Below are 23,218 nucleotides of genomic sequence, written 5' to 3' on the forward strand. Positions count from 1 at the left end.
ATGTTGTCTGAACAAACTACCCCAGCCCACTGGCTGTTGGGCCGCATCACCTGGGACTCGATCCCGATGGCGCACGAGCCCATCGTGCTGTGGACCTTCATCGCGGTGGTCCTGGGTGGCATCGTGATGCTGGCCGGCCTCACCAAGTTCCGTCTGTGGGGCCCGCTGTGGCGCGACTGGATCTGCTCCATCGACCACAAGAAGATCGGCATCATGTACATGATCCTGGGCCTGGTCATGTTCCTGCGCGGCTTCGCCGACGCGGTGATGATGCGCCTGCAGCAGGCCATGGCTGTGGGCGAGAGCATGGGCTACCTGCCGCCGCACCACTACGACCAGATCTTCACGGCCCACGGCGTGATCATGATCTTCTTCGTGGCCATGCCCTTCGTCACGGGCCTGATGAACTACCTCGTGCCGCTGCAGATCGGCGCGCGCGACGTGTCGTTCCCTTTCCTGAACAACTTCAGCTTCTGGATGACCACCGGCGGCGCCGTGCTGGTGATGATCTCGCTGTTCCTGGGCGAGTTCTCCACCTCCGGCTGGCTGGCGCTGTCCAACCTCGGGGCGCAGGACCCTGGCGTAGGTCTCGACTATTACATCTGGGGCCTGCAGATTGCGGGGGTGGGCACCACCTTGTCGGGCATCAACCTGATCGTCACCATCATCAAGATGCGCGCGCCGGGCATGAATCTGATGAAGATGCCCGTGTTCACCTGGACCGCGCTGTGCACCAACGCGCTGATCGTCGCCTCGTTCCCCGTGCTGACGGCCGCGCTGGTGCTGATGTCGCTGGACCGCTACATCGGCACCAACTTCTTCACGAACGACCTGGGGGGCAACTCCATGCTGTACGTGAACCTGATCTGGATCTGGGGCCACCCCGAGGTCTACATCCTGGTGCTGCCGGCCTTCGGCGTGTTCTCCGAGGTCGTCGCCACGTTCTCGCGCAAGCGCCTGTTCGGCTACACCTCCATGGTGTACGCCACGGTGTGTATCACCATCCTGTCGTACCTGGTGTGGCTGCACCACTTCTTCACCATGGGCTCGGGCGCCACGGTGAACACCTTCTTCGGCATCACGACGATGATCATCTCGATCCCGACGGGCGCCAAGATCTTCAACTGGCTGTTCACCATGTACAAGGGCCGCATCCGCTTCAGCGTGCCCATGCTGTGGACGGTGGGCTTCATGTGCACCTTCGCCATCGGCGGCATGACTGGCGTGCTGCTGGCCGTTCCCCCGGCCGACTTCGTGCTGCACAACAGCCTGTTCCTGGTCGCGCACTTCCACAACGTGATCATCGGCGGCGTGGTGTTCGCCGTGTTCGCTGCCATCAACTTCTGGTTCCCCAAGGCCTTCGGTTTCCGCCTGATCGAGTCCTGGGGCAAGGCATCGTTCTGGTTCTGGCTGACTGGCTTCTGGGTCACGTTCACGCCGCTGTACATCCTGGGCCTGATGGGCATCACGCGCCGCGTCAACCACGTGGAAGACGCTTCGCTGCACATCTGGTTCATCATCTCCGCGGTGGGCGTATGCCTGATCGCGGCGGGCATCGCCTGCTTCTTCATCCAATTGTTCGTGAGCTACCTCAAGCGCGACCAGCTGCGCGACGTGACCGGCGACCCCTGGGACGGCCGCACGCTGGAGTGGGCCACCTCCTCGCCCCCGCCGCAGTACAACTTCGCCTTCACGCCCGTGGCGCACGAGATCGACGCCTGGTGGGACATGAAGAAGCACGGCTACAAGCGCCCGCTGACCGGCTTCCAGCCCGTCCACATGCCCGCCAACACTGGCGCCGGCGTGGTGATCGCCGCGCTGTCCACCGTGTTCGGTTTCGCCATGATCTGGCACATGTGGCCGCTGGCGATCGCCTCGTTCGCCGCGACCGTGGTGGCCTCGATCATCCACACCTTCAACTACAAGCGTGACTACTACATTCCGGCAGCCGAAGTGGCCGCCACGGAAGACGCACGCACCAAGCAGCTTGCCGCAGCCCATGTCTAATACGCACACCCTCCAAGCGGGCGGCACCGCCGCCCTGGCACCGCGCGAGTACCACCTCGCGCATGAACCCCACCCCGAGAACGGCACGTCCCTGGGCTTCTGGCTCTACCTGATGAGCGACTGTCTCATCTTCGCAGCGCTGTTCGCCACGTACGGCGTGCTGGGCCGCAGCTACGCCGCGGGCCCCACGGGCGCGCAGCTGTTCGACTTGTCGCTGGTGGCCATCAACACGGCCTTCCTGCTGACGTCGTCCATCACCTTCGGCTTTGCCATGCTGCAAAAGCAGGCGGGCAACGCACGCGGCACGCTGACTTGGCTGGCCGTCACCGGCCTGCTGGGCCTGGCCTTCCTGGGCGTGGAGCTGTACGAGTTCGCACACCTGATCCACCAGGGCGCGACACCCCAGCGCAGCGCGTTCCTGTCGGCCTTCTTCACGCTGGTGGGCACGCACGGACTGCACGTGACCTTCGGCCTGATCTGGCTGGTGACATTGATGATTCAGATCAGCAAGCACGGCCTGATCCATGAAAACAAGCGCCGCCTGAACTGCCTGTCCATGTTCTGGCACTTCCTGGACGTGGTCTGGATCGGCGTCTTCACCTTTGTGTACCTGATGGGGGTGCTGTAAATGAGCGCACACGAAATTCACGCCGGCCACGACGACCATGGCCACGACCATGACGACCTGCACGTCACCAAGGGGGACTACGTCAAGGGCTTCATCCTCGCCGTGATCCTCACCGTGATCCCGTTCTGGCTGGTCATGGCCGACGTGATCCAGAACCGCACCACCGCCGTGCTGGTGCTGGGCATCTTCGCCATGGTCCAGGTGGTGGTGCACATGGTGTACTTCCTGCACATGAACGGCAAGATCCAGGGCGGCTGGACGATGCTGTCCACCATCTTCACCATCGTGTTCCTGGCAGTGACCATCATCGGCACGTTGTGGGTCATGTTCCACATGAACGCCAACATGATGCCCGCGCACGCCAACCCCATGGCCGCACAGCACCAGGGCAGCGAGGCACACCAGCCGAAGGCGCCTTGACCGCTCCGACCATGCACGCCCCGGAGCCGCAGCGCACCCGCGCGCACTCCAACCTGACGATGGCGGTGCTCGCTCTGGCGGGCATCGCCTTGTTCGTTGTGTTCTGTGCCCTCGGCTGGTGGCAGGTGGAGCGGCGCACCTGGAAGCTGGCCCTGATGGAACGCGTAGAGCAGCATCTGCACGCCGCGCCCGCGCCGCTGCCCGCGCGGGCGCAGTGGCCTGGCGTGGATGCGGCTGGCTTTGAATACCAGCCTGTGCAGGCTGAGGGTCACTGGCTGGCCAGCAAAACCGTACTCACCCAGGCCACCACGGCGCTCGGCGCGGGTTTCTGGGTCATGACCCCGCTGCAGCTGGACGGCGGCGGCCAGGTGCTCGTCAACCGCGGCTTCATCCCCCAGGCGCAGCGCGCCCAGTGGGCCGCTGGCGGCCCCGGCATGCAGGAAGGCGAAACCGTACAGCTGCAGGGCCTGTTGCGCATGAGCGAGCCCGGAGGCGGCTTCCTGCGCCGCAACGACCCCGGGGCGCAGCGCTGGCATTCGCGCGACGTGGCGGCCATCGCCCAGGCCCAGGGCCTGGACGCCGCGGCCCCGTTTTTCATCGACGCGGGCATTCCCGACGCGAACGCCCCAGCGCCGATGGATGCCGAGACTTCCACCACCGCCGGTCCCTGGCCCCGCCCGGGACTGACGGTGGTTCGCTTCCACAACAGCCACCTGGTGTATGCCATCACCTGGTTTGGGCTGGCCGCCATGGTGGCGGCAGCGGCTGCGTATGTGGCACGCTACGAGCTTCGCCTGCGTGCCACCTTGCGCTCCCGATGACCGCATCCGCCACCTCCACCCCCTCCTCCCCGCCCGCCCTGAAGGCGCGCTCGGCCGATGCCGCGGCCGGGCTGAAAAACCTGCACCAACTCATCCAGTTGCGCTGGATCGCCGTGGTGGGCCAGGTGTTCACCATCGAGGTGGCGCACTACGTGCTGCAACTTCCCCTGCCCCTGCGCGAGATGCTCATGGTGGTGGGTTGCCTGGTGCTCTACAACGGGGTGAGCTTCGTGCGCTGGCGCACCGGCCGCGGCGTGCGCAACGTGGAGCTGTTCCTGGCGCTGCTGGTGGACGTGGCCGTGCTCACCGTGCAGCTGTATCTGAGCGGGGGCATCCGCAACCCATTCGTCTTTCTGTACCTGCTGCAGGTGGCGCTGGGCGCGGCGCTGCTGCGCAGCGCCTACATCTGGACCATGGTGCTCGTCACCGCAGCCTGCTTTGCGCTGCTGGCGCATTACAGCGTGCCATTGCAGCTGGCGCCCGACTTCGCGCGCGGGCTGGGCAGTCCCTACGTGCTGGGCCTGCTGGTGTGCTTCATGCTCAACGCGGCGCTGGTGGTGATCTTCATCAGCCGCATCGGCCAGAACCTGCGCCAGCGGGACGCGCGTCTGGCCGCCATACGTCAACGCGCCGCCGAGGAAGAGCACGTGGTGCGCATGGGGCTGCTGGCTTCAGGCGCGGCCCATGAGCTAGGCACGCCGCTGGCCACCATGGCGGTGATCCTGGGGGACTGGAAGCGTGATCCTGCATTGGCCGCCAACCCCGCGCTGCAGGAAGACGTGGCCGAGATGCAGGCGCAGGTGCAGCGCTGCAAGACCATCGTCAGCGGCATCCTGATGTCCGCCGGCGAGACGCGCGGCGAGGCATCGGCGCAGACCACCGTGTGCCAGTTCCTGGACACGCTCGCCAGCGAGTGGCAGGCCACGCGCTCGGTTGACGAGTTCACCTACGACAACCGCTTCGGCCAGGACACTCCTATGGTGTCCGATGTCACGCTGCAGCAAATGGTTTTCAATGTGTTGGACAATGCCCGCGACGCATCGCCCCATCGGGTCGGCCTGGTGGCCGAGCGTGATCAAGACCTGCTGCGCATTACCGTCACAGACAATGGCCCCGGCTTCGCGCCGGCCATGCTGTCGCAGTTCGGCAAGCCCTACCAGTCCAGCAAGGGCCGCCCCGGCGGCGGGCTGGGCCTGTTCCTGGCAATGAACGTGGCGCGCACCCTGGGGGGCACCGTGCAGGCACGCAACCTCCCGGGCGGCGGCGCCCAGGTCACGATCACGCTGCCGCTGGCCGCGATTGCGTTGCAGGAGACACCCACGCACCATGGACGCTGAACGCTTGCTGCTCATCGTGGAAGACGACGAGGCCTTCGCGCGCACGCTGGCCCGTTCGTTCGAGCGGCGCGGCTACCGCGTGCTGCACGCCGACAGCCTGGCACAGGCCGAAGCACTGCTGGCCGGGCACACGCCCGACTATGCCGTCGTGGACCTCAAGCTCAAGGGCGAGGCCACGGGCCTGGCCTGCGTTCGGGCGCTGCACGCGGCCAACCCGGACATGCTCATCGTCGTGCTCACGGGCTACGCCAGCATTGCCACCGCCGTCGAGGCCGTAAAGCTGGGTGCCTGCCACTACCTGGCCAAGCCATCGAACACCGACGATATCGAGGCCGCCTTCGGCCTCACCGAAGGCAATGCCGACGTGGAACTGACCAACCGCGCCAGCTCCATCAAGACGCTGGAGTGGGAGCGCATCCACGAAGTGCTGGCCGAGACCGGCTTCAACATCTCCGAGGCCGCGCGCCGCCTGGGCATGCACCGCCGCACACTCACGCGCAAGCTGGACAAGCGGCGGGTTTAGCGCATTGAGCGCGCATGGGCTGTCATCGGCCAGAGCCTGCCTTTACGAAGGGCGGCTGATGGGGAGGCTGTCGCCGTACACATTCAGGATGCTTGAAGCGCGTTGTTTGAGATGGAAGACCTGCCCATGATCCTCGTCGGCCAATATGACAGCCCCGTCACGCGCCGTGTCGCCATCGCGCTGCATCACTACGGCATCCCCTTCACCCGCGATACGCGATCCATCTTTGGCGATGCGGCAGCAATCGGTAGGATCAGCCCGCTGACCCGCATCCCGGCCCTCGTCCTCGACGATGGCGAAGTGCTGATCGACAGCGCATCCATCCTGGATCATCTCGATGAGCAGGCAGGCGACGCGGCGCTGATCCCCCGCTCCGGCCCCCAACGCCGGCGCGTTCTCCAGATGACGGCACTGGCGCAAGGCACCCTCGAAAAGGTCGCGGCTGTGGTGTACGAAAGGCACTTTCACCCCCCCGAACACCGCAGCGCCGTCTGGCTGGATCGCTGCCTTGGCCAGGCACGCGCTGGTCTCGACGAACTGACCAAACGCCTTACCACACCGTATGCCTGCGGGGCGGCACTCACCCATGCCGATGTGATGATTACCACGCTGATCTGGTACATGCAGGACCGGATGGATGAAGTGCTGTCACCGTCCGCCCACGCCGCGCTGATCTCACTGGCCGAACACTGTGAAGCGCTGCCCGCCTTCCGCGCCGCCGCCCCGAGCGATTTCGAGGCGATGCCACGAAGCTAGGGCCTGTTGGCACGGAATGTGAACAGGCCCTCGTCTTGGATATACCTGTTCATGGCATCCAAGGGAAGGCCGGGCGCACGCGGCGTCGAGCCACGGTTCGTGGCGTCGGATTAGCGTCCGGCACAAGCCGCTGGGGGCCAAACTCCGCCACCGGCGAGCAGTCCGCTCTCGCCCCAGCCTCTCAACCCTACGTCGAACACCCCTCCTAATCCTCACAACTGCCACCACCGACAACGCAAAGCAACCGCCCCAAAGACCCCAACCCGGTCATTACCCACGCGCCCCACCCTCACCCCGCACATCAGCGAAAATTGCAGGCTATGACCCTCAAAGCCCCCGAACTGCTGCTGCCCGCCGGCTCGCTCGACAAGATGCGTGCGGCGTACGACTTCGGCGCCGACGCCATCTACGCCGGCCAGCCGCGCTACAGCCTGCGTGCGCGCAACAACGAGTTCCGCCTGGAGCAGATCGCCCAGGGCATCCAGGAGGCGCACGCGCGGGGCAAGAAGTTCTTCGTCACCAGCAACCTGATCGCGCACAACGACAAGGTGCGCACCTACCTGCGCGACATCGAGCCTGTCATCGAGTGCAAGCCCGACGCCTTCATCATGGCCGACCCCGGCCTGATCATGATGGTGAAGGAAAAGTGGCCCGAGACCGAGATCCACCTCTCGGTGCAGGCCAATACCACCAACTACGCCACGGTGAAGTTCTGGCAGAAAGCCGGCGTGTCGCGCATCATCCTCTCGCGCGAACTGAGCCTGGACGAGATCGAGAAGATCCGCCAGGAATGCCCTGACATGGAGATCGAGGTCTTCGTGCACGGCGCGCTGTGCATTGCCTACTCGGGCCGCTGCCTGCTCAGCGGCTACTTCAACCGGCGCGACCCCAACCAGGGCACCTGCACCAACGCCTGCCGCTGGGAATACAAGACCCACGACGCGGCGGTGGACCCCAACACCGGCGAAGCGCTGGCCACGTCCATGGAGCAGGGTTTCAACTTCGAACAGGCGCGCGAGGAAGCCGACAGCCAGTTCACCAGCACCTGCGGTAGCGGCCAACGCCACCCCAAGGCCGACCAGGTCTACCTGATCGAAGAGATCGGCCGCCCCGGCGAGCTCATGCCCATCATGGAGGATGAGCACGGCACCTACATCATGAACTCCAAGGACCTGCGCGCCGTGGAGCATGTGGAGCGCCTGGTGAAGATCGGCGTGGATTCGCTCAAGATCGAGGGCCGTACCAAGAGCCTGTACTACGTGGCGCGTACCGCCCAGGTGTACCGCCGCGCGATCGACGACGCGGTGGCGGGCCGCCCGTTCAACCCGCACCTGATCACCGAGCTGGAAGGCCTGGCCAACCGCGGCTACACCGGCGGCCTGCTGGAGCGCCGCCCGGCCAACGACTACCAGAACTACGAAACCGGCAACAGCGTGCTGCAGCGCGCCCACTTCGTCGGCCAGGTGCGCGGCTACGCCGACGGCATGGCCGAGGTCGAGACCATGAACCGCTTCGCCGTGGGCGACACGCTGGAGGTGATCCACCCCAGCGGCAACCGCACGGTGCAGCTCACGCAGATGTTCAACCTGGACGGCGAAAGCGTGCAGGTGGCGCCGGGCAATCCGCTGCGTGTGCGCATTCCGATCGACGGCCCGGTGGAAGGCGCGCTCATCGCGCGATTGCTGCAGCCTTCCTGAAACCATAGCTGGCAGTGCCCGTCCACAGGGCGTTTCAGGTAGATTTGATACCGAAACGCTCAACCATCAAGCGCGAGCAGCTCCTATTTTTGCAAAGGCCCCGCCGGGGCCTTTGCCCATTTCTTGCCCCGCCCCATACCAAGAATCCATGAATCCTGAAGACATCGTCGTCCTGCCCGAACTCAAGGCCTACATCGACCCGCTCACGCCCGAAGAGCACGACGCGCTGGAGCGCAGCATCCTCGCAGAGGGCTGCCGCGACGCGCTGGTGCTGTGGGGCAACATCCTCGTGGACGGCCACAACCGCTTCGGCATCTGCCACAAGCACGGCCTGCCCTTCCAGACGGTGCAGAACACCCGCTTTCAGAACATGGAGGACGTGCACCTGTGGATGATCGACCAGCACCTGGGGCGGCGCAGCGTGTCGGAGTTCCAGCGCGGCGTGCTGGCACTGCGCAAGCGCGAGATCATTGCCGAGCGCCGCGCCGCGGCCGCTGCTGCCGTGGTGGCAGCCAAGGCCGAGGCCGCCCAGGCGCCTGAACAAGCGCCGTGGGAGGGCGACACCGACCCGGTCGTCGCCCAGGCGCTGGCCAGCGTGCCCAAGGTGCCCGAAGACGCGCTGGACACGCGCGAGGCCCTGGCCCGCGCCGCCCGCCTGACGGCCGCCCAGGTCAAGGCCATCGAGACCATCCACCAGAACGCAGCGCCGGAAGTGGTGGCTGCGGTCAAGTCGGGCGAACTGTCCTTGAACGCCGCTGCCGTGGTGGCCACCCTGCCGGTGGACGAGCAAAAGAGCGCCGCGGCCGGCGGTGCGCAGGAACTCAAGCAGGCCGCCAAGCGCGTGCGCGATGGCAAGAAGAAACCAAAGCCCGATGCCGCCGCAACGGAGGCCGACGGCACCGCCGGGCCGGAATCGACGGCCGCCCCCGACGCCGCAAAGCTGCAGCAGCGCGTGGCGGAACTGGAGGCCGAAAACGAGCGCCTGCGCCAACAGGTCAAGGCTCTGCAGGACCTGCTGGCCGAGCAGGGCTGAGCGCCCGTCAGGAGACTGCCGCGCGCACGCCCTGCACCGCCACGCGTGCACGGCGCAGCGCCATCCACTGCAGTTCCGCCAGGGCCAGCACGGCCACCGCCTGCACGGCCACATAGGCCTGGCCCCAGCCGCCGGTCACCCACGTCGTGCCCCACAGCACCACTGCGCTGGCCAGCACCCACAGGACATTGCCCGCCACCAGCAGCGCCAGCGCGCCGCCGGCTGCATCGCGCCGCAGGGCCAGCGACCCGGCCAGCAGCACGAAAGGCAGCAGCAGCCAGCCGCTGGCCAACAGCAACCGGGGCGACATGCCCAGCCATTCAGCCAGCGGCGCTGCCGCGCCCAGGTGCAGCGCCGCCATGCCGGCGCCTGCGGCGGCATCGGCCCAGAGCACGCGGCGCAGGCCGCCGGGGGACGTGAAAGCATCGATGAAGGCCATGGTGTGATCTCCTGAGGGGTTGAACATGGCCTGCATCGTCGTCACGCGGCGGCTGCGCGTCCATGACCTGACAGGTCATGCCCACGCCGCGCGGCCGGCCCTACCATGCAGGCCATGCACCACGCTCCCGCCCTATCGACACCCGCGCCTTTTGGAGAACGGCTGCGCCACTGGCGCCAGCGCCGGCGCTTGAGCCAACTGGACCTGGCACACGCGGCCGAGGTGTCTACGCGCCACCTGAGCTGCGTGGAAACGGGCCGCGCCAGCCCCAGCCGCGACATGGTGCTGCGCCTGGCCCATCGCCTGGACGTGCCCCTGCGCGAGCGCAACGCGCTGCTGGTGGCCGCGGGCTATGCCCCGATGTACCGCGAACGCCCGCTCGATGCGCCCGAGATGGCCGATGCGCGCGCGGCGGTGCAGCGCATTTTGGACTGCCACGAACCCTGGCCGGCGCTGGCGATGGACCGGCACTGGAACCTGCTCATGGCCAACCGCATCGTGCCCCTGCTGCTGTCCCGCGTGGACGCCCAGCTGCTGCAGCCGCCCGTGAACGTGCTGCGCCTCAGCCTGCACCCGGGGGGCCTGGCACCGCGCATCGCCAACCTGGCGCAATGGCGCGCGCACCTGCTGGAGCGGTTGCGCCAGCAGATCCACGAGAGCAGCGACCCGGTGCTGGCCGCCCTGCTGCAGGAACTGCAGGCCTACCCTTTGCCGCCTGCCAGCCCGCCGCTGCCGGGCGAGCACCTGGGCGTGCTCATGCCGTTCGAGTTCCGCACGTCGGCCGGCACGCTCCAGCTGGTGAGCACCACCACGGTGTTCGGCTCGCCCGTCGACGTGACGCTGCAGGAGCTGGCGCTGGAAACGTTCTTCCCCGCCGACGACGCCAGCGCCGCCGCACTGCGCGCGCTGGCCGCGGCCTGAACGGCACCGTCTCCCGGGTGGTGACCACGGTCTCGGCGTGCGACATCCCCCGACGCGCGGCACACGCGGCGCGAGCATTTAAGTGAAAATGGCCGCTAACGCAGCACCAGCAAGCGTCAGCAGCTATTAATTAATGAGCAAAAGAAAACCCCCGCCAGGCATGCGCCCTGCGGGGGTTGACGGGAGGGGCCGCGCCGCGGCCCGGGCCTCAGCCGGCGATCAGGCCGTCACGCCCTTGGCGACCTCTGCATACTCCTCGATCTGGTCGAAGTTCATGTAGCGGTACACGCTGGCCTTGTCGGCATCGATCACGCCCATTTCCTGGAGGTATTCCTCCTTGGTGGGCAGCTTGCCCAGACGCGAGGCGATGGCGGCCAGCTCGGCCGAACCCAGGAACACGTTGGTGTTCTTGCCCAGGCGGTTGGGGAAGTTGCGGGTGGAGGTGGAAATCACCGTCGCACCTTCACGCACCTGCGCCTGGTTGCCCATGCACAGCGAGCAGCCGGGCATTTCGGTGCGCGCGCCAGCCGTACCGAAGGCAGCGTAGTGGCCTTCCTTGATCAGCTCGTTCTGGTCCATCTTGGTGGGCGGAGCCACCCACAGCTTGACCGGAATGTCGCGCTGGCCGCCCAGCAGCTTGGCCGCTGCGCGGAAGTGGCCAATATTGGTCATGCACGAGCCGATGAAGGCCTCGTCGATCTTGGTGCCAGCCACTTCGGACAGGAACTTGGCGTCGTCCGGGTCGTTCGGGCAGCAAACGATCGGCTCCTTGATGTCGGCCAGATCGATCTCGATGACGGCGGCGTACTCGGCGTCCTTGTCGGCTTCGAGCAGATTCGGGTTGGCCAGCCAGGCTTCGACCTTCTCGATGCGGCGCTGCAGCGTCTTCGCGTCCTGGTAGCCATCGGCGATCATGTTCTTCATCAGCACGATGTTGGAGCGCAGGTACTCCTTGATCGGCTCGGGGTTGAGCTTGATCGTGCAGCCGGCGGCGGAACGCTCGGCCGAGGCGTCGGACAGCTCGAAGGCTTGCTCCACCTTCAGGTCCGGCAGGCCCTCAATTTCGAGGATCTTGCCCGAGAAGATGTTCTTCTTGCCGGCCTTGGCCACGGTCAGCAGGCCCGCCTTGATGGCGTACAGCGGGATCGCGTGCACCAGGTCGCGCAGCGTCACCCCGGGCTGCATCTCGCCCTTGAAGCGCACCAGCACCGACTCGGGCATGTCCAGCGGCATCACGCCGGTGGCGGCGCCGAAAGCCACGAGGCCCGAGCCTGCGGGGAAGGAAATGCCGATGGGGAAGCGGGTGTGCGAGTCACCGCCGGTACCGACGGTGTCGGGCAGCAGCAGGCGGTTGAGCCAGCTGTGGATCACGCCGTCGCCGGGGCGCAGAGCCACGCCGCCGCGGTTGGAGATGAAGGCAGGCAGTTCGCGGTGGGTCTTCACGTCCACGGGCTTGGGGTAGGCGGCCGTGTGGCAGAAGGACTGCATCACCAGGTCGGCCGAGAAGCCCAGGCAGGCCAGGTCCTTCAGTTCGTCACGCGTCATGGGGCCGGTGGTGTCCTGGCTGCCCACGGTGGTCATCTTGGGCTCACAGTACGTGCCCGGGCGGATGCCCTGGCCTTCGGGCAGGCCGCAGGCGCGGCCGACCATCTTCTGGGCCAGTGTGAAACCGGCATTGGACGCCGCCGGTGCCTGGGGCAGGCGGAACGCGGTCGAGGCGGGCAGGCCCAGGAACTCACGCGCCTTGGCGGTGAGCGAGCGGCCGATGATCAGGTTGATGCGGCCACCGGCCTGCACTTCGTCCAGCAGCACGTCGGACTTGAGCGCGAACTCGGCCACGGTCTCGCCGTTCTTCACGATCTTGCCGTCGTAGGGCAGCACATCGATTACGTCGCCCATCTCCAGCTTGGAAACGTCTACTTCGATCGGCAGAGCGCCGGAGTCTTCCTGCGTGTTGAAGAAGATGGGAGCGATCTTGCCGCCCAGCGTCACGCCACCAAAGCGCTTGTTGGGCACGAAGGGAATGTCCACGCCCGTGCCCCAGATGATGGAGTTGGTGGCGGACTTGCGCGACGAGCCGGTACCCACCACGTCACCCACGTAGGCGACCAGATGGCCCTTCTTCTTCAGGTCCTCGATGAACTGCATCGGGCCGCGCTTGCCGTCTTCCTCGGGCTTGAAGGCTGCGTCGGGGCGCGTGTTCTTCAGCATCGCCAGGTAGTGCAGCGGGATGTCGGGGCGGCTCCAGGCGTCAGGCGCGGGCGACAGGTCGTCGGTGTTGGTCTCGCCGGGCACCTTGAACACGGTGACGGTGATCTTTTGCTCGACCTTGGGGCGGCTGGTGAACCACTCGGCATTGGCCCAGCTCTGCATGACCTCCTGGGCCTTGGCGTTGCCGGCCTTGGCCTTGGCGGCCACGTCGTTGAAGAAGTCGAACATCAGCAGCGTCTTCTTCAACGCTTCGGCAGCCACGGAAGCGACTTCGGCGTCGTCCAGCAGCTCGATCAGCGGGTGCACGTTGTAGCCACCCACCATGGTGCCCAGCAGCTCGGTGGCCTTGGCCTTGGAAATCAGGCCGACCGTGATGTCGCCATGGGCGACGGCCGCGAGGAAGGACGCCTTGACCTTGGCAGCGTCGTCCACCCCCGGCGGCACGCGGTGGGTCAGCAGGTCCACCAGGAAAGCCTCCTCGCCAGCGGGCGGGTTCTTGATCAGCTCGATCAGTTCGGCCGTCTGCTTGGCATCGAGCGGCAGCGGCGGGATGCCCAATGCAGCGCGCTCGGCCACATGGTCGCGGTAGGCTTTCAACATGTCTTCTTTCTCCGGGATAGTCTAGGTTTTCAAAGTGGGGCGACAACCGGCCGGCCACACTGGCGCACACGGCAGGCGTGCACTGCGTGGCCCCGCCGGCAGGCGGCTCTAGGTTTACTTGGCGGCCGGGTTGTCCAGCAGGCTTTGCGGCGGGTTCTTCTTGATGGCCTCGGCCACCACCACCTGCTGCGGGCTCATGCATTCGTCAGCCATGCGCTGGCCCAGCTTCTGGTTCATGAGCATGGATTTGTTGGCGATCTGCACCCACACGGCACCCGCGCGCTGGTCTTCCAGGCGCACGGCGCCGGTGGTGGTGGCCACCGGGGCCATGTGGTACTTGAAGCCCTTGCCTTCCACATGGAAGCGGCCGGGCGACTGCGTATCAGCCTCGATGCTCACGAACGCGCCCAGTTCGCACGCCATGCGGCCCGTGTACACGCGCTCGGCGATCTGCAGTTCTTCGGGAGTGAGCGCCGCCTCGGCTGCGGCCAGGCCCGACGCCACCTGCACGGCACCGCTGTGCAGGCGCGTGCGGCTGCTGGTGGGCGACGCCTTGGCGACGGTGTCGCTCTTCTTCTCGGCCTTGGGCTTGGTCGCCTTGGCGGAGGTGCTCTTCGCCGCAGGCTTGGCGCTGCTCTTCTTGGCCTCGGCGGGGGCGGCGGGCTTGGTCGCCGTCTGCGCCGTGGTGAGGGCGGGCGCCAACAGTATCAATGCGGAAGCGATGAGGGTCTTCATGGTGACTCCTGCGGGGAAAGAATGAATGGAAGGCAGATGGGGCGACAAGAATACCCGTATCAGGTGAACGTGGTCTCAGCCTTGGCAAACCAGCCCTGCGCCTCGGCGGGCAGCATGCGGCCGGTCTGGTGTGCACGCTCGAGCACCTGCCAGAAATAGCGGTAGCTTGCGCGGTCGTGCAGTACGCCCTCCTCGCTGATGGGAGCCCAGTCAGCCTGGATGGCGGCAGAAATGATGCGGCTGGCCCGCGCGATTTCCGCACCTTCCGGTGCGAAAGCCGCCAGGATGGGCCGGATCTGCGCGGGGTGGATGCTCCACATGCGCGTGTAGCCGAACTGGCGCGCAGCCCTGCCGGCCGCGGCCTGCATGGCGTCGGGATCGCTGAATTCAGTGACTACGCAGTGCGACGGCACCTTGCCATTGGCATGGCAGGCGGCGGAGATCTCCAGCTTGGCACGCACGACGAGCGGATGCTCGAACTGCCCGGTGGACGTCATGCCCGAGGCGGGAATCGCACCGCCATGGGCGGAAACGAAGTCCATCAGGCCGAAGCTCAGGCTCTGGATGCGCGGGTGCGCGGCGATCTCGAAGGCCCGGTGCACGGCAGCGGGGGACTCGATAAGGGCGTGCAGCGGCAGATGGCTGGCGCCTGCGGCCTCCAGCGCTCGCTCGGCTGCGAGCACGTCGTCCACGGTTTCCACCTTGGGCAGCATGATGTGGCACAGGTGTTGCCCCGCCTCACCGGCGATGATGGCCATGTCCTGCGCGAAGGCGGGGTGGTCGACCGTGTGCACACGTGCCGCCACGCGCGCGCCGGCTCCGGCTTCGCGCGCCAGGCGTGCCACCAGCATGGCGTGCTCGCGCTCTTGCCCCACGGGCGCGCCGTCCTCGCAGTCGAGCGTCACGTCAAACACGCAATGGCCAAACTCGGCAAGCAGCTCCTGCTGCAGTTGCAGGCTCTTGCGCATGCGCACTTCCACGCCGCTGTAGTGGTCGCACACGGGAATCGCATGGGCGCCCGCCTGAGCGCCCAGCAGGACTTCAGCGGGATGGGCAGCGGACGAGGTCATGGGGCACGCTGGGCAACGATGAACAAACGGGGAAACGCAAACAGCCGATGGCCGTCCGCGCGCTCGGTATAGGCCTCGCCAATGCGCTGCGTGTAGGCTTGCAGATACGCATCCCGCAACACGGCGGAGAGAGGATCAAGGAAGGGTTTCAGGCCTGTGGACTCCAGCCACTCGACGATGGCCTGGACCGAAGGCATGACATGGCGGTATGCGGTATGCCAGATATCGACCCGGCAGGCCATGGGCGCGAGAAGGTCGTAATAAGCCTCCACCGACAACAGCGCCGCGCGCTGGTCCGCGGCATGCGCCAGCAGATCACGCCACGCAGACTGGCTCGCCAACTCGCGCATGAGCTGGTGCGACGGCTGGTCCAGGTTGTCGGGCATTTGCACCGCCAGGACACCGCCGGGTGCCAGGCAGCGCATCAGCCGGGCGAACAGCCCGGCATGCCCTGCCACCCACTGCAGGGAGGCGTTGGCAAAAATCAAATCGGGCGCCACGGTGGGCGCCCAGTCGGCAATGTCGGCCTGCACGAAGGGCACACCGGGCAGACGCTTGCGCGCACTGGCCAGCATCGCTTCGGAGTTGTCCAGACCGATGAGTTGCGACTGCGGGAACCGCTCCAGCAGCAATTGCGTGGAATTGCCATTCCCGCAGCCCAAGTCCACGATGTGGCGGGGTGCGGGATGGGAGACCCGCGCCAGCAACTCGACAGCCGGGCGTGTGCGCTCGCTCTCGAAGCGCTGGTAGAGCGCGGGATCCCAGTCGTGCATGGAGATGCGCGATTACAGCAGGTGCTTGACGCCGTCCTGCTCGCCTTGCAGCTCGGCCAGGGTCTTGTCGATGCACTCTTGCGAGAAGGCGTCGATGGCCAGGCCTTCGACGATCTTGTACTCGCCGTTCTCGGTGGTGACGGGGAAGCCGAACACGATACCGGCGGGAATGCCGTATTCGCCGTTGGAGGGCACACCCATCGTCACCCACTCGCCCTTGGAGCCCAGGGCCCAATCGCGCATGTGGTCAATGGCGGCGTTGGCGGCAGAAGCAGCCGAGGACAGGCCACGAGCGGCGATGATGGCTGCGCCGCGCTTGCCGACGGTGGGCAGGAACACATCCTTGTTCCAGGCCTGGTCGTTGATGGCGTCCTTCACGGACTTGCCGTCCACCGTGGCGAAGCGATAGTCGGCATACATGGTGGGCGAGTGGTTGCCCCACACCGTCAGCTTCTTGATGTCGCCCACCTTGAAGCCACCCTTGGCCGCCAGTTGGGAAGCTGCACGGTTGTGGTCCAGGCGCAGCATGGCCGTGAAATTCTTGGCCGGCAGGTCGGGGGCCGACTTCATGGCGATGTAGGCGTTGGTATTGGCGGGGTTGCCCACCACCAGCACCTTCACGTTGCGCGAGGCCACGGCGTTCAGGGCCTTGCCCTGGGCCGTGAAGATCTGGGCATTGGCAGCCAGCAGGTCGGCACGCTCCATGCCGGGGCCGCGCGGACGGGCGCCGACCAGCAGGGCGTAGTCGGTATCCTTGAAGGCGGTCATGGGGTCCGAGTGGGCTTCGATGCCAGCCAACAGCGGGAACGCGCAGTCTTCCAATTCCATGATCACGCCCTTGAGCGCGTTCTGGGCCTTCTCGTCGGGAATTTCCAGCAGTTGCAGGATGACGGGCTGGTCCTTGCCCAGCATTTCGCCGGAAGCGATGCGGAACAGCAGCGCGTAACCGATTTGGCCTGCAGCGCCGGTCACGGCGACACGAACGGGTTTCTTGCTCATGCGAAAACTCCAGAAAGAGGTGTGAGGGAGGTGGTGTTGGTGCAAGGTCGCACCAGCGCCAGTCATCAGCAGCCCGTGCCCCGCAGAACAGCCCAGGAGTTTACCGCCGATTACTGCGCAGGGTCAATTTGTCTTATGTCTTATATAAGATATGATCGCCCTCAATTCAGCGGCATGCTCCGCCCCCGGCACAGCCCACCATGTCCTCCTCGCTCCCTCCGACCACAGAAGGCACGCCCCCAGGCGCGGGTGCTGGGGCATCGACTCCCGCATTCAGCCCCCTGTACCAGCAGATCAAGGGGCTCATCCTGCACAGCCTGCAGCATGGTGAATGGAAGCCCGGTGAAGCCATCCCCAGCGAAATGGAACTGGCTGCGCGCTTTCGCGTGAGCCAGGGCACGGTGCGCAAGGCCATCGACGAGCTGGCAGCCGAAAACCTCGTGATGCGCCGCCAGGGCAAAGGCACCTTCGTGGCCACCCACGCAGAGCGGCAGGTGCAGTACCGCTTCCTGAAACTGCTGCCTGACACGGGGGACGCCCGCGTGGAAGGCCCGGCGCAGCGCACCATCCTGGAGTGCCGGCGCATGCGCGCCAGTGCGGAGATCGCACGCACGCTGGCGCTGCGGACCGGAGATGTGGTGGTGCAGGTCAAGCGCATCCTGTCGTTTGTGGGCGTACCCACCATCCTGGAGGACATCTGGCTGCCAGGGCAGGCCTTCAAGGGCCTGACCGCGGAGCAGATGGCCCACTACCAGGGGCCCACCTATGCCATGTTCGAGCTGGATTTTGGCGTGCGCATGGTGCGCGCCGAAGAAAAGATCCGCGCTGTGTTTCCCGATGAAACGCAGGCTCAATGGCTGAATATCCCTGTCGCCACACCACTGCTCAGCGTGGAGCGCCTCGCTTACACCTATAACGATGTTCCCATGGAGTTACGGCGCGGGCTGTACCGGACTGACACACATCACTATCACAATGAACTGAGCTGATCCACTGCCCGACCACGAATGCAACCAGGGAAAATACGCAGTCTCCGCAAGCTTCCCGTAATGCATTGCAATAGAATTTTGGGTTGTTTGCATCCGCGCAATTACAACGCAGTTACATCCACGAAAGCACACACGCCATGACAGAACTTGCCAAGCAACGGCCTGAATACCGCAACATCCACGCGTTTCGCGACCTGCCCAGCTACCGGTGGCCGCTGGCCGCGCTGGTTTCTGGCATGCACCGCATCAGCGGCATGATCATGTTCTTGCTGCTGCCTCTGGTGATCTGGATGTTCGATACCTCGGTGTCGTCGGAAATCTCCTTCGGCAAGTTCACCTCTGCCTTCTCGTCGGGCCTGGGCTTCGCGCCTGGCTGGCTCATCAAGCTGCTGACCCTGGGCCTGATCTGGGGCTATCTGCACCACTTCATCGCCGGCCTGCGCCACCTGCTGATGGACATGAACCATGCCGCCGTCACGAAGGAATTTGGCAAGAGCTCTGCTGCCGTCACGCTGGTCGCAAGCTTCGGCCTGACCGCGATTCTGGGCGCCAAGCTCTTCGGCCTGTACTGATCGGCGCACCTGCGCAGATCACTTTTTCACATAAAAAAGGAATTTCCATGTCCGTGAATTACGGCTCCAAGCGCACCGTCGTGGGTGCCCACTATGGCGTGCGCGACTGGCTGGTGCAGCGCGCCACCGCCGTCTTGATGGCTTTGTTCACCCTGGTGCTGCTGGCCTGCGTCATCTTCAGCAAGGGCCCCATCGGCTACGACCTGTGGGCCGGCATCTTCTCCAGCCAGTGGATGAAGGTTCTGACCCTGTCCGTCATCGTGGCGCTGGCCTGGCACGCCTGGGTAGGCGTGCGCAACGTGTGGATGGACTACATAAAGCCGGCAGGCCTGCGTCTGACGCTGCAAGTCTTCACCATCGTCTGGCTGGTGGCCTGCACCGGCTGGGGTATCCAGGTTCTGTGGCGTCTCTGATTCCCGCGACTGAAAGAAAACAATGAGCTACACCAAAGCCAACATCACCAAGCGCAAGTTCGACGTGGTCATCGTCGGTGCCGGCGGCTCGGGCATGCGCGCCTCGCTGGAACTGTCCCGCGCAGGCCTGAACGTGGCCTGCCTGTCCAAGGTCTTCCCCACCCGCTCGCACACCGTGGCAGCGCAAGGCGGCGTGTCCGCATCGCTGGGCAACATGAGCGAAGACAACTGGCACTACCATTTCTACGACACCATCAAGGGCGGCGACTGGCTGTCCGACCAGGACGCCGTCGAGTTCATGTGCCGCGAAGCACCCAAGGTGGTGATCGAGCTCGAGCATTTCGGCATGCCGTTCGACCGCAACCCCGACGGCACCATCTACCAGCGCCCCTTCGGCGGCCACACGGCCAACTACGGTGAGAAGCCCGTGCAGCGCGCCTGCGCCGCGGCCGACCGTACCGGCCACGCCATGCTGCACACGCTGTACCAGAAGAACGTCGAATCCAAGACCAACTTCTTCGTGGAATGGATGGCGCTGGACCTGATCCGCGACGCTGAGGGCGACGTGGTCGGCGTAACCGCGCTGGAACTGGAAACCGGCGACCTGTACGAACTGCACGCCAAGGCCGTGCTGCTGGCCACAGGCGGCGCTGGCCGCATCTTTGCGGCATCGACCAACGCCTTCATCAACACCGGCGACGGCCTGGGCATGGCCGCACGCGCGGGCATCCCGCTGCAGGACCTGGAGTTCTGGCAGTTCCACCCCACCGGCGTGGCCGGCGCGGGCGTGCTGCTGACCGAAGGCTGCCGCGGCGAAGGTGCCATCCTGCTGAACAGCAATGGCGAGCGTTTCATGGAGCGTTACGCGCCCACCTTGAAGGACCTGGCACCGCGCGACTTCGTGTCCCGCTCGATGGACCAGGAGATCAAGGAAGGCCGTGGCTGCGGTCCCAACAAGGACTACATCCTGATGAAGCTCGACCACCTGGGCGCTGACACCATCCGCAAGCGCCTGCCGTCGGTGGAAGAGATCGGTCACAACTTCGCCAACGTGGACATCACCAAGGAACCGATCCCCGTCGTGCCCACCATCCACTACCAGATGGGCGGCATTCCGACCAATATCCACGGCCAGGTCGTCACCTGGGACGGCGAGAAGAACAACGTGGTCAATGGTCTGTACGCCGTCGGCGAATGCGCCGCGGTGTCGGTGCACGGCGCCAACCGCCTGGGCACGAACTCGCTGCTCGACCTGTTGGTGTTCGGCAAGTCGGCCGGCAAGCACATCGTGCAATTCGTTGGGGGCTACGGCGAGCACAAGGCCGTGCCGGCCGACGGCAGCGACCGCACCCTGGCGCGCCTGAACCAGTTGGAAGAATCCAAGGACGGCGTCTACGCCCAGGACCTGGCCAACGACATCCGCCAGACCATGCAGCAGCACGCCGGCGTGTTCCGCACGCAAAAGGGCATGGACGAAGGCGTGGTCAAGATCAACGCCATCCGCGAGCGCGTGGGCACCGTGACCCTGAAGGACAAGTCCAAGGTCTGGAACACCGCACGCATGGAAGCGCTGGAAGTGGACAACCTGATCGAGGTCGCCCAGGCCACGATGACCTCGGCCGCGGCCCGCCAGGAGTGCCGTGGCGCACACACCGTGGACGACTACGAGCACCCTGCCGACCATCCCGACTTCCCGTTGGGCCGCAATGACAAGGAGTGGCTAAAGCACACGCTGTGGCACAGCGCCAGCAACAGCCTGAGCTACAAGCCCGTGAACATGAAGCCCCTGACGGTGGACAGCATTCCTCCGAAGGTCCGCACGTTCTAAGACAGCCGCCGCCCACGAGAGAAATAACCCATGAAACGCACTTTCAAGATCTACCGCTACGACCCGGACAAGGACGCCAAGCCCTACATGCAGACCGTGGAGGTCGAGCTCGACGGCCACGAACGCATGCTGCTGGATGCATTGCTCAAGCTCAAGGCACAGGATCCCACGCTGTCGTTCCGCCGCTCCTGCCGCGAAGGCGTGTGCGGCTCCGACGCCATGAACATCAACGGCAAGAACGGCCTGGCCTGCCTGACGAACATGAAGACCCTCTCGGGCGACATCGTCTTGAAGCCCCTGCCCGGCCTGCCGGTGATCCGCGACCTGATCGTGGACATGACGCAGTTCTTCAAGCAGTACCACTCGATCAAGCCCTACCTGCAAAGCGACATCTACGCGTCGCCCACCAAGGAGCGCCTGCAGTCGCCCGAAGAGCGTGAAGAGCTCAACGGCCTGTACGAGTGCATTCTGTGCGCCAGCTGCTCCACGAGCTGCCCCTCGTTCTGGTGGAACCCCGACAAGTTCGTGGGTCCCGCCGGCCTGCTGCAGGCCTACCGCTTCATCGCTGACAGCCGCGACACGGCCACGGGCGAGCGCCTGGACAACCTGGAAGACCCCTACCGCCTGTTCCGCTGCCATACCATCATGAACTGCGTGGACGTGTGCCCCAAGCACCTGAACCCCACGCGCGCGATTGGCAAGATCAAGGAATTGATGGCACGCCGTGCCATCTGAGAACCATGGCTGACGAAGCGCTGCTGGACGAACGCGAAGTGGCCATCCTGCGGTGGCGCTGCCGCCGCGGGCTGGTGGAGAACGACCTGTTTCTCGAGCGGTTCTTCGCAACCCACGGCTCCTGCCTGACGATCCGTCAGGCGCGAGGACTCACGCTACTGATGGACTTGTCGGACAACGACCTGCTGGACCTGCTGCTGCGCCGCAAGGAACCCACGGGCGAAGTCGCTAAGGACGAAGTCAAGGAAGTGCTGGAGCAGTTGCGCAACCGCGCTTAAGCCCCAGCCCCGTGCAAGGCAAACAACAGAAGGAAACTGGAAATGAAACTGGCAGACAACAAAGCGACGCTATCGTTCAGCAACGGCAGCCCGAGCGTGGAACTCCCCGTGTACCAAGGCAGCATCGGCCCGGACGTGGTCGACATCCGCAAGCTGTACGCGCAAACGGGCATGTTCACCTATGACCCCGGTTTCCTTTCCACGGCCTCCTGCCAGTCGTCCATCACCTACATCGACGGCGACAAGGGCGAGCTGCTGTACCGCGGCTACCCCATCGAGCAGCTCGCCACCCAGTGCGACTACCTCGAAACCTGCTACCTGCTGCTGAATGGCGAGCTGCCCAACGCCGCGCAGAAGGCCACGTTCAACGACCGCGTGACCAAGCACACGATGGTCAACGAGCAGATGCAGTTCTTCCTGCGCGGTTTCCGCCGCGACGCACACCCCATGGCCGTGCTGACCGGTCTGGTGGGCGCGCTGTCGGCCTTCTACCACGACAGCACGGACATCAATAACCCCGAGCACCGCGAGATCTCCGCCATTCGCCTGATCGCCAAGATGCCCACGCTGGTGGCCATGGCGTACAAGTACGGCAAGGGCGAGCCCTACATGTACCCCCGCAACGACCTCTCGTACGCAGGCAACTTCCTGCGCATGATGTTCGGCACGCCCTGCGAGGACTACAAGGTCAACCCCGTGATCGAACGCGCGATGGACCGCATCTTCATCCTGCACGCCGACCACGAGCAGAACGCCTCCACCTCCACGGTGCGCCTGTGCGGCTCCTCGGGCACCAACCCGTTCGCCGCCATCGCTGCCGGCGTGGCATGCCTGTGGGGCCCTGCCCACGGCGGCGCCAACGAGGCCTGCCTGAACATGCTGGAAGAAATCCAGGCCATGGGCGGCGTGTCCAAGGTGGGCGAGTTCATGGAGAAGGTCAAGGACAAGTCCTCCGGCGTGAAGCTGATGGGCTTTGGCCACCGCGTGTACAAGAACTACGACCCCCGCGCCAAGCTCATGCAGGAAACCTGCAACGAAGTGCTGGCCGAGCTGGGCCTGGAAAAGGACCCGCTGTTCGCCCTGGCCAAGCAGCTGGAGAAGATCGCCCTGGAGGACGACTACTTCGTGCAGCGCAAGCTCTACCCGAACGTGGACTTCTACTCCGGCATCGTGCAGCGCGCGATCGGCATCCCGGTCAACCTGTTCACCGGCATCTTCGCGCTGGCCCGTACGGTGGGCTGGATCGCCCAGCTCAACGAGATGATCGGCGACCCCGAGTACAAGATCGGCCGCCCCCGCCAGCTGTTCGTGGGCGCCGAGCGCCGCGACGTTCCGGCCCTCAACAAGCGCTGATCAAGCAGCGCCGCCTGCCGCGAAGGCAGGCGTGCCCCGCCCTCAGCCCGCACGCACCTGTTGCCTGCGGGCTTTTTTGC

Annotated in this window: 23 protein-coding genes; 17 read left to right on the forward strand and 6 right to left on the reverse strand. The window is 65.5% G+C overall.

What is annotated here, in order from left to right; genetic code table 11:
* The 9 genes from cyoB (at window position 1) to QY917_RS07825 (ending at window position 9,222) form a co-directional block, all read left to right on the forward strand.
* Window positions 1–2,007, forward strand: a complete 2,007-nt coding sequence (cyoB, locus tag QY917_RS07785) for a cytochrome o ubiquinol oxidase subunit I (protein ID WP_123675600.1) — start codon at window positions 1–3, stop codon at window positions 2,005–2,007.
* Complete coding sequence (cyoC, locus tag QY917_RS07790; RefSeq protein ID WP_047350443.1) at window positions 2,000–2,635, forward strand: cytochrome o ubiquinol oxidase subunit III; 636 nt, start codon at window positions 2,000–2,002, stop codon at window positions 2,633–2,635. Before cyoB ends, cyoC begins: the two co-directional genes overlap by 8 nt.
* On the forward strand, window positions 2,636–3,055 hold the full coding sequence (cyoD, locus tag QY917_RS07795) for a cytochrome o ubiquinol oxidase subunit IV (RefSeq protein ID WP_015913689.1): 420 nt from the start codon (window positions 2,636–2,638) through the stop codon (window positions 3,053–3,055).
* 11 nt (window positions 3,056–3,066) lie between these two features.
* Window positions 3,067–3,876 (forward strand): SURF1 family protein, encoded by an 810-nt coding sequence (locus QY917_RS07800; RefSeq protein WP_123675599.1) that lies wholly within the window; start codon window positions 3,067–3,069, stop codon window positions 3,874–3,876.
* A complete protein-coding gene (locus QY917_RS07805) occupies window positions 3,873–5,213 on the forward strand; it encodes an ATP-binding protein (RefSeq protein WP_123675598.1) in 1,341 nt (446 codons plus the stop codon). Before QY917_RS07800 ends, QY917_RS07805 begins: the two co-directional genes overlap by 4 nt.
* A complete protein-coding gene (locus tag QY917_RS07810; RefSeq protein ID WP_011805937.1) occupies window positions 5,203–5,736 on the forward strand; it encodes a response regulator transcription factor in 534 nt (177 codons plus the stop codon). The genes QY917_RS07805 and QY917_RS07810 overlap by 11 nt, the downstream gene beginning before the upstream one ends.
* Window positions 5,737–5,847: 111 nt before the next feature.
* Window positions 5,848–6,492, forward strand: coding sequence for a glutathione S-transferase family protein (locus tag QY917_RS07815; protein WP_302079241.1), 645 nt, complete (start codon window positions 5,848–5,850; stop codon window positions 6,490–6,492).
* Between the two features lie 320 nt (window positions 6,493–6,812).
* Window positions 6,813–8,189, forward strand: a complete 1,377-nt coding sequence (gene yegQ / locus QY917_RS07820; protein WP_015913693.1) for a tRNA 5-hydroxyuridine modification protein YegQ — start codon at window positions 6,813–6,815, stop codon at window positions 8,187–8,189.
* Window positions 8,190–8,337: 148 nt separating this feature from the next.
* Entirely contained in the window at window positions 8,338–9,222 is an 885-nt protein-coding gene (locus QY917_RS07825; RefSeq protein ID WP_103738442.1) for a plasmid replication/partition related protein, read from the forward strand.
* Between the two features lie 7 nt (window positions 9,223–9,229).
* Here the strand turns inward: QY917_RS07825 and QY917_RS07830 are convergent, their stop codons facing one another.
* Window positions 9,230–9,661, reverse strand: a complete 432-nt coding sequence (locus QY917_RS07830) for a hypothetical protein (RefSeq protein WP_123675825.1) — start codon at window positions 9,659–9,661, stop codon at window positions 9,230–9,232.
* A gap of 105 nt (window positions 9,662–9,766) precedes the next feature.
* Between QY917_RS07830 and QY917_RS07835 the strand changes: the two genes are divergently transcribed.
* Window positions 9,767–10,582 carry a helix-turn-helix domain-containing protein gene (locus tag QY917_RS07835; protein ID WP_123675597.1) on the forward strand — a complete coding sequence of 272 codons (816 nt, stop codon included), beginning with the start codon at window positions 9,767–9,769 and terminating at the stop codon, window positions 10,580–10,582.
* 219 nt (window positions 10,583–10,801) lie between these two features.
* Here the strand turns inward: QY917_RS07835 and acnB are convergent, their stop codons facing one another.
* The 5 genes from acnB to QY917_RS07860 all read right to left on the reverse strand — a co-directional run bounded on the left by acnB (window position 10,802) and on the right by QY917_RS07860 (window position 16,970).
* On the reverse strand, window positions 10,802–13,393 hold the full coding sequence (acnB, locus tag QY917_RS07840; RefSeq protein WP_123675596.1) for a bifunctional aconitate hydratase 2/2-methylisocitrate dehydratase: 2,592 nt from the start codon (window positions 13,391–13,393) through the stop codon (window positions 10,802–10,804).
* 114 nt (window positions 13,394–13,507) lie between these two features.
* Window positions 13,508–14,128 carry a hypothetical protein gene (locus QY917_RS07845; protein WP_011805944.1) on the reverse strand — a complete coding sequence of 207 codons (621 nt, stop codon included), beginning with the start codon at window positions 14,126–14,128 and terminating at the stop codon, window positions 13,508–13,510.
* Between the two features lie 59 nt (window positions 14,129–14,187).
* On the reverse strand, window positions 14,188–15,198 hold the full coding sequence (locus QY917_RS07850) for a CoA ester lyase (RefSeq protein ID WP_011805945.1): 1,011 nt from the start codon (window positions 15,196–15,198) through the stop codon (window positions 14,188–14,190).
* Window positions 15,195–15,971, reverse strand: coding sequence for a trans-aconitate 2-methyltransferase (gene tam, locus QY917_RS07855; protein WP_123675595.1), 777 nt, complete (start codon window positions 15,969–15,971; stop codon window positions 15,195–15,197). Before tam ends, QY917_RS07850 begins: the two co-directional genes overlap by 4 nt.
* 12 nt (window positions 15,972–15,983) lie before the next feature.
* Window positions 15,984–16,970: a malate dehydrogenase gene (locus QY917_RS07860; protein WP_015913700.1), complete on the reverse strand. Its 987-nt coding sequence runs from the start codon at window positions 16,968–16,970 to the stop codon at window positions 15,984–15,986.
* 200 nt (window positions 16,971–17,170) lie between these two features.
* On the opposite strand from QY917_RS07860, the gene QY917_RS07865 reads away from it, so the two are divergent.
* From QY917_RS07865 to QY917_RS07895, 7 genes are all read left to right on the forward strand, one after another.
* A complete protein-coding gene (locus QY917_RS07865; protein WP_088886435.1) occupies window positions 17,171–17,959 on the forward strand; it encodes a GntR family transcriptional regulator in 789 nt (262 codons plus the stop codon).
* A 137-nt stretch (window positions 17,960–18,096) separates the two neighbouring features.
* Complete coding sequence (gene sdhC / locus QY917_RS07870; protein ID WP_015913702.1) at window positions 18,097–18,531, forward strand: succinate dehydrogenase, cytochrome b556 subunit; 435 nt, start codon at window positions 18,097–18,099, stop codon at window positions 18,529–18,531.
* 47 nt (window positions 18,532–18,578) lie between these two features.
* Entirely contained in the window at window positions 18,579–18,944 is a 366-nt protein-coding gene (sdhD, locus tag QY917_RS07875; protein ID WP_015913703.1) for a succinate dehydrogenase, hydrophobic membrane anchor protein, read from the forward strand.
* Between the two features lie 22 nt (window positions 18,945–18,966).
* Entirely contained in the window at window positions 18,967–20,772 is a 1,806-nt protein-coding gene (gene sdhA / locus QY917_RS07880) for a succinate dehydrogenase flavoprotein subunit (protein ID WP_011805951.1), read from the forward strand.
* A 30-nt stretch (window positions 20,773–20,802) separates the two neighbouring features.
* Window positions 20,803–21,507: a succinate dehydrogenase iron-sulfur subunit gene (locus tag QY917_RS07885; protein ID WP_011805952.1), complete on the forward strand. Its 705-nt coding sequence runs from the start codon at window positions 20,803–20,805 to the stop codon at window positions 21,505–21,507.
* Window positions 21,508–21,512: 5 nt separating this feature from the next.
* Window positions 21,513–21,785, forward strand: coding sequence for a succinate dehydrogenase assembly factor 2 (locus tag QY917_RS07890; RefSeq protein ID WP_047350435.1), 273 nt, complete (start codon window positions 21,513–21,515; stop codon window positions 21,783–21,785).
* A gap of 42 nt (window positions 21,786–21,827) precedes the next feature.
* Window positions 21,828–23,138, forward strand: a complete 1,311-nt coding sequence (locus tag QY917_RS07895) for a citrate synthase (RefSeq protein WP_011805954.1) — start codon at window positions 21,828–21,830, stop codon at window positions 23,136–23,138.
* The last annotated feature ends 80 nt before the right edge of the window (window positions 23,139–23,218 follow it).

Origin of the sequence: Diaphorobacter sp. C33, from assembly GCF_030503915.1 — a bacterium.
Lineage (GTDB): Bacteria > Pseudomonadota > Gammaproteobacteria > Burkholderiales > Burkholderiaceae_C > Diaphorobacter > Diaphorobacter nitroreducens.

Bases quoted from the DNA above. Each gene is read 5' to 3' on its own strand.
- sdhD (WP_015913703.1), top strand. From the start codon at position 18,579: ATGTCCGTGAATTACGGCTCCAAGCGCACCGTCGTGGGTGCCCACTAT.
- QY917_RS07805 (WP_123675598.1), top strand. From the start codon at position 3,873: ATGACCGCATCCGCCACCTCCACCCCCTCCTCCCCGCCCGCCCTGAAG.
- QY917_RS07835 (WP_123675597.1), top strand. From the start codon at position 9,767: ATGCAGGCCATGCACCACGCTCCCGCCCTATCGACACCCGCGCCTTTT.
- sdhC (WP_015913702.1), top strand. From the start codon at position 18,097: ATGACAGAACTTGCCAAGCAACGGCCTGAATACCGCAACATCCACGCG.
- QY917_RS07860 (WP_015913700.1), bottom strand. From the start codon at position 16,970: ATGAGCAAGAAACCCGTTCGTGTCGCCGTGACCGGCGCTGCAGGCCAA.
- QY917_RS07810 (WP_011805937.1), top strand. From the start codon at position 5,203: ATGGACGCTGAACGCTTGCTGCTCATCGTGGAAGACGACGAGGCCTTC.
- QY917_RS07890 (WP_047350435.1), top strand. From the start codon at position 21,513: ATGGCTGACGAAGCGCTGCTGGACGAACGCGAAGTGGCCATCCTGCGG.
- QY917_RS07885 (WP_011805952.1), top strand. From the start codon at position 20,803: ATGAAACGCACTTTCAAGATCTACCGCTACGACCCGGACAAGGACGCC.
- tam (WP_123675595.1), bottom strand. From the start codon at position 15,971: ATGCACGACTGGGATCCCGCGCTCTACCAGCGCTTCGAGAGCGAGCGC.
- QY917_RS07825 (WP_103738442.1), top strand. From the start codon at position 8,338: ATGAATCCTGAAGACATCGTCGTCCTGCCCGAACTCAAGGCCTACATC.
- acnB (WP_123675596.1), bottom strand. From the start codon at position 13,393: ATGTTGAAAGCCTACCGCGACCATGTGGCCGAGCGCGCTGCATTGGGC.
- QY917_RS07800 (WP_123675599.1), top strand. From the start codon at position 3,067: ATGCACGCCCCGGAGCCGCAGCGCACCCGCGCGCACTCCAACCTGACG.
- sdhA (WP_011805951.1), top strand. From the start codon at position 18,967: ATGAGCTACACCAAAGCCAACATCACCAAGCGCAAGTTCGACGTGGTC.
- QY917_RS07815 (WP_302079241.1), top strand. From the start codon at position 5,848: ATGGAAGACCTGCCCATGATCCTCGTCGGCCAATATGACAGCCCCGTC.
- QY917_RS07895 (WP_011805954.1), top strand. From the start codon at position 21,828: ATGAAACTGGCAGACAACAAAGCGACGCTATCGTTCAGCAACGGCAGC.
- cyoC (WP_047350443.1), top strand. From the start codon at position 2,000: ATGTCTAATACGCACACCCTCCAAGCGGGCGGCACCGCCGCCCTGGCA.
- QY917_RS07850 (WP_011805945.1), bottom strand. From the start codon at position 15,198: ATGACCTCGTCCGCTGCCCATCCCGCTGAAGTCCTGCTGGGCGCTCAG.
- QY917_RS07865 (WP_088886435.1), top strand. From the start codon at position 17,171: ATGTCCTCCTCGCTCCCTCCGACCACAGAAGGCACGCCCCCAGGCGCG.
- yegQ (WP_015913693.1), top strand. From the start codon at position 6,813: ATGACCCTCAAAGCCCCCGAACTGCTGCTGCCCGCCGGCTCGCTCGAC.
- cyoD (WP_015913689.1), top strand. From the start codon at position 2,636: ATGAGCGCACACGAAATTCACGCCGGCCACGACGACCATGGCCACGAC.
- QY917_RS07830 (WP_123675825.1), bottom strand. From the start codon at position 9,661: ATGGCCTTCATCGATGCTTTCACGTCCCCCGGCGGCCTGCGCCGCGTG.
- cyoB (WP_123675600.1), top strand. From the start codon at position 1: ATGTTGTCTGAACAAACTACCCCAGCCCACTGGCTGTTGGGCCGCATC.
- QY917_RS07845 (WP_011805944.1), bottom strand. From the start codon at position 14,128: ATGAAGACCCTCATCGCTTCCGCATTGATACTGTTGGCGCCCGCCCTC.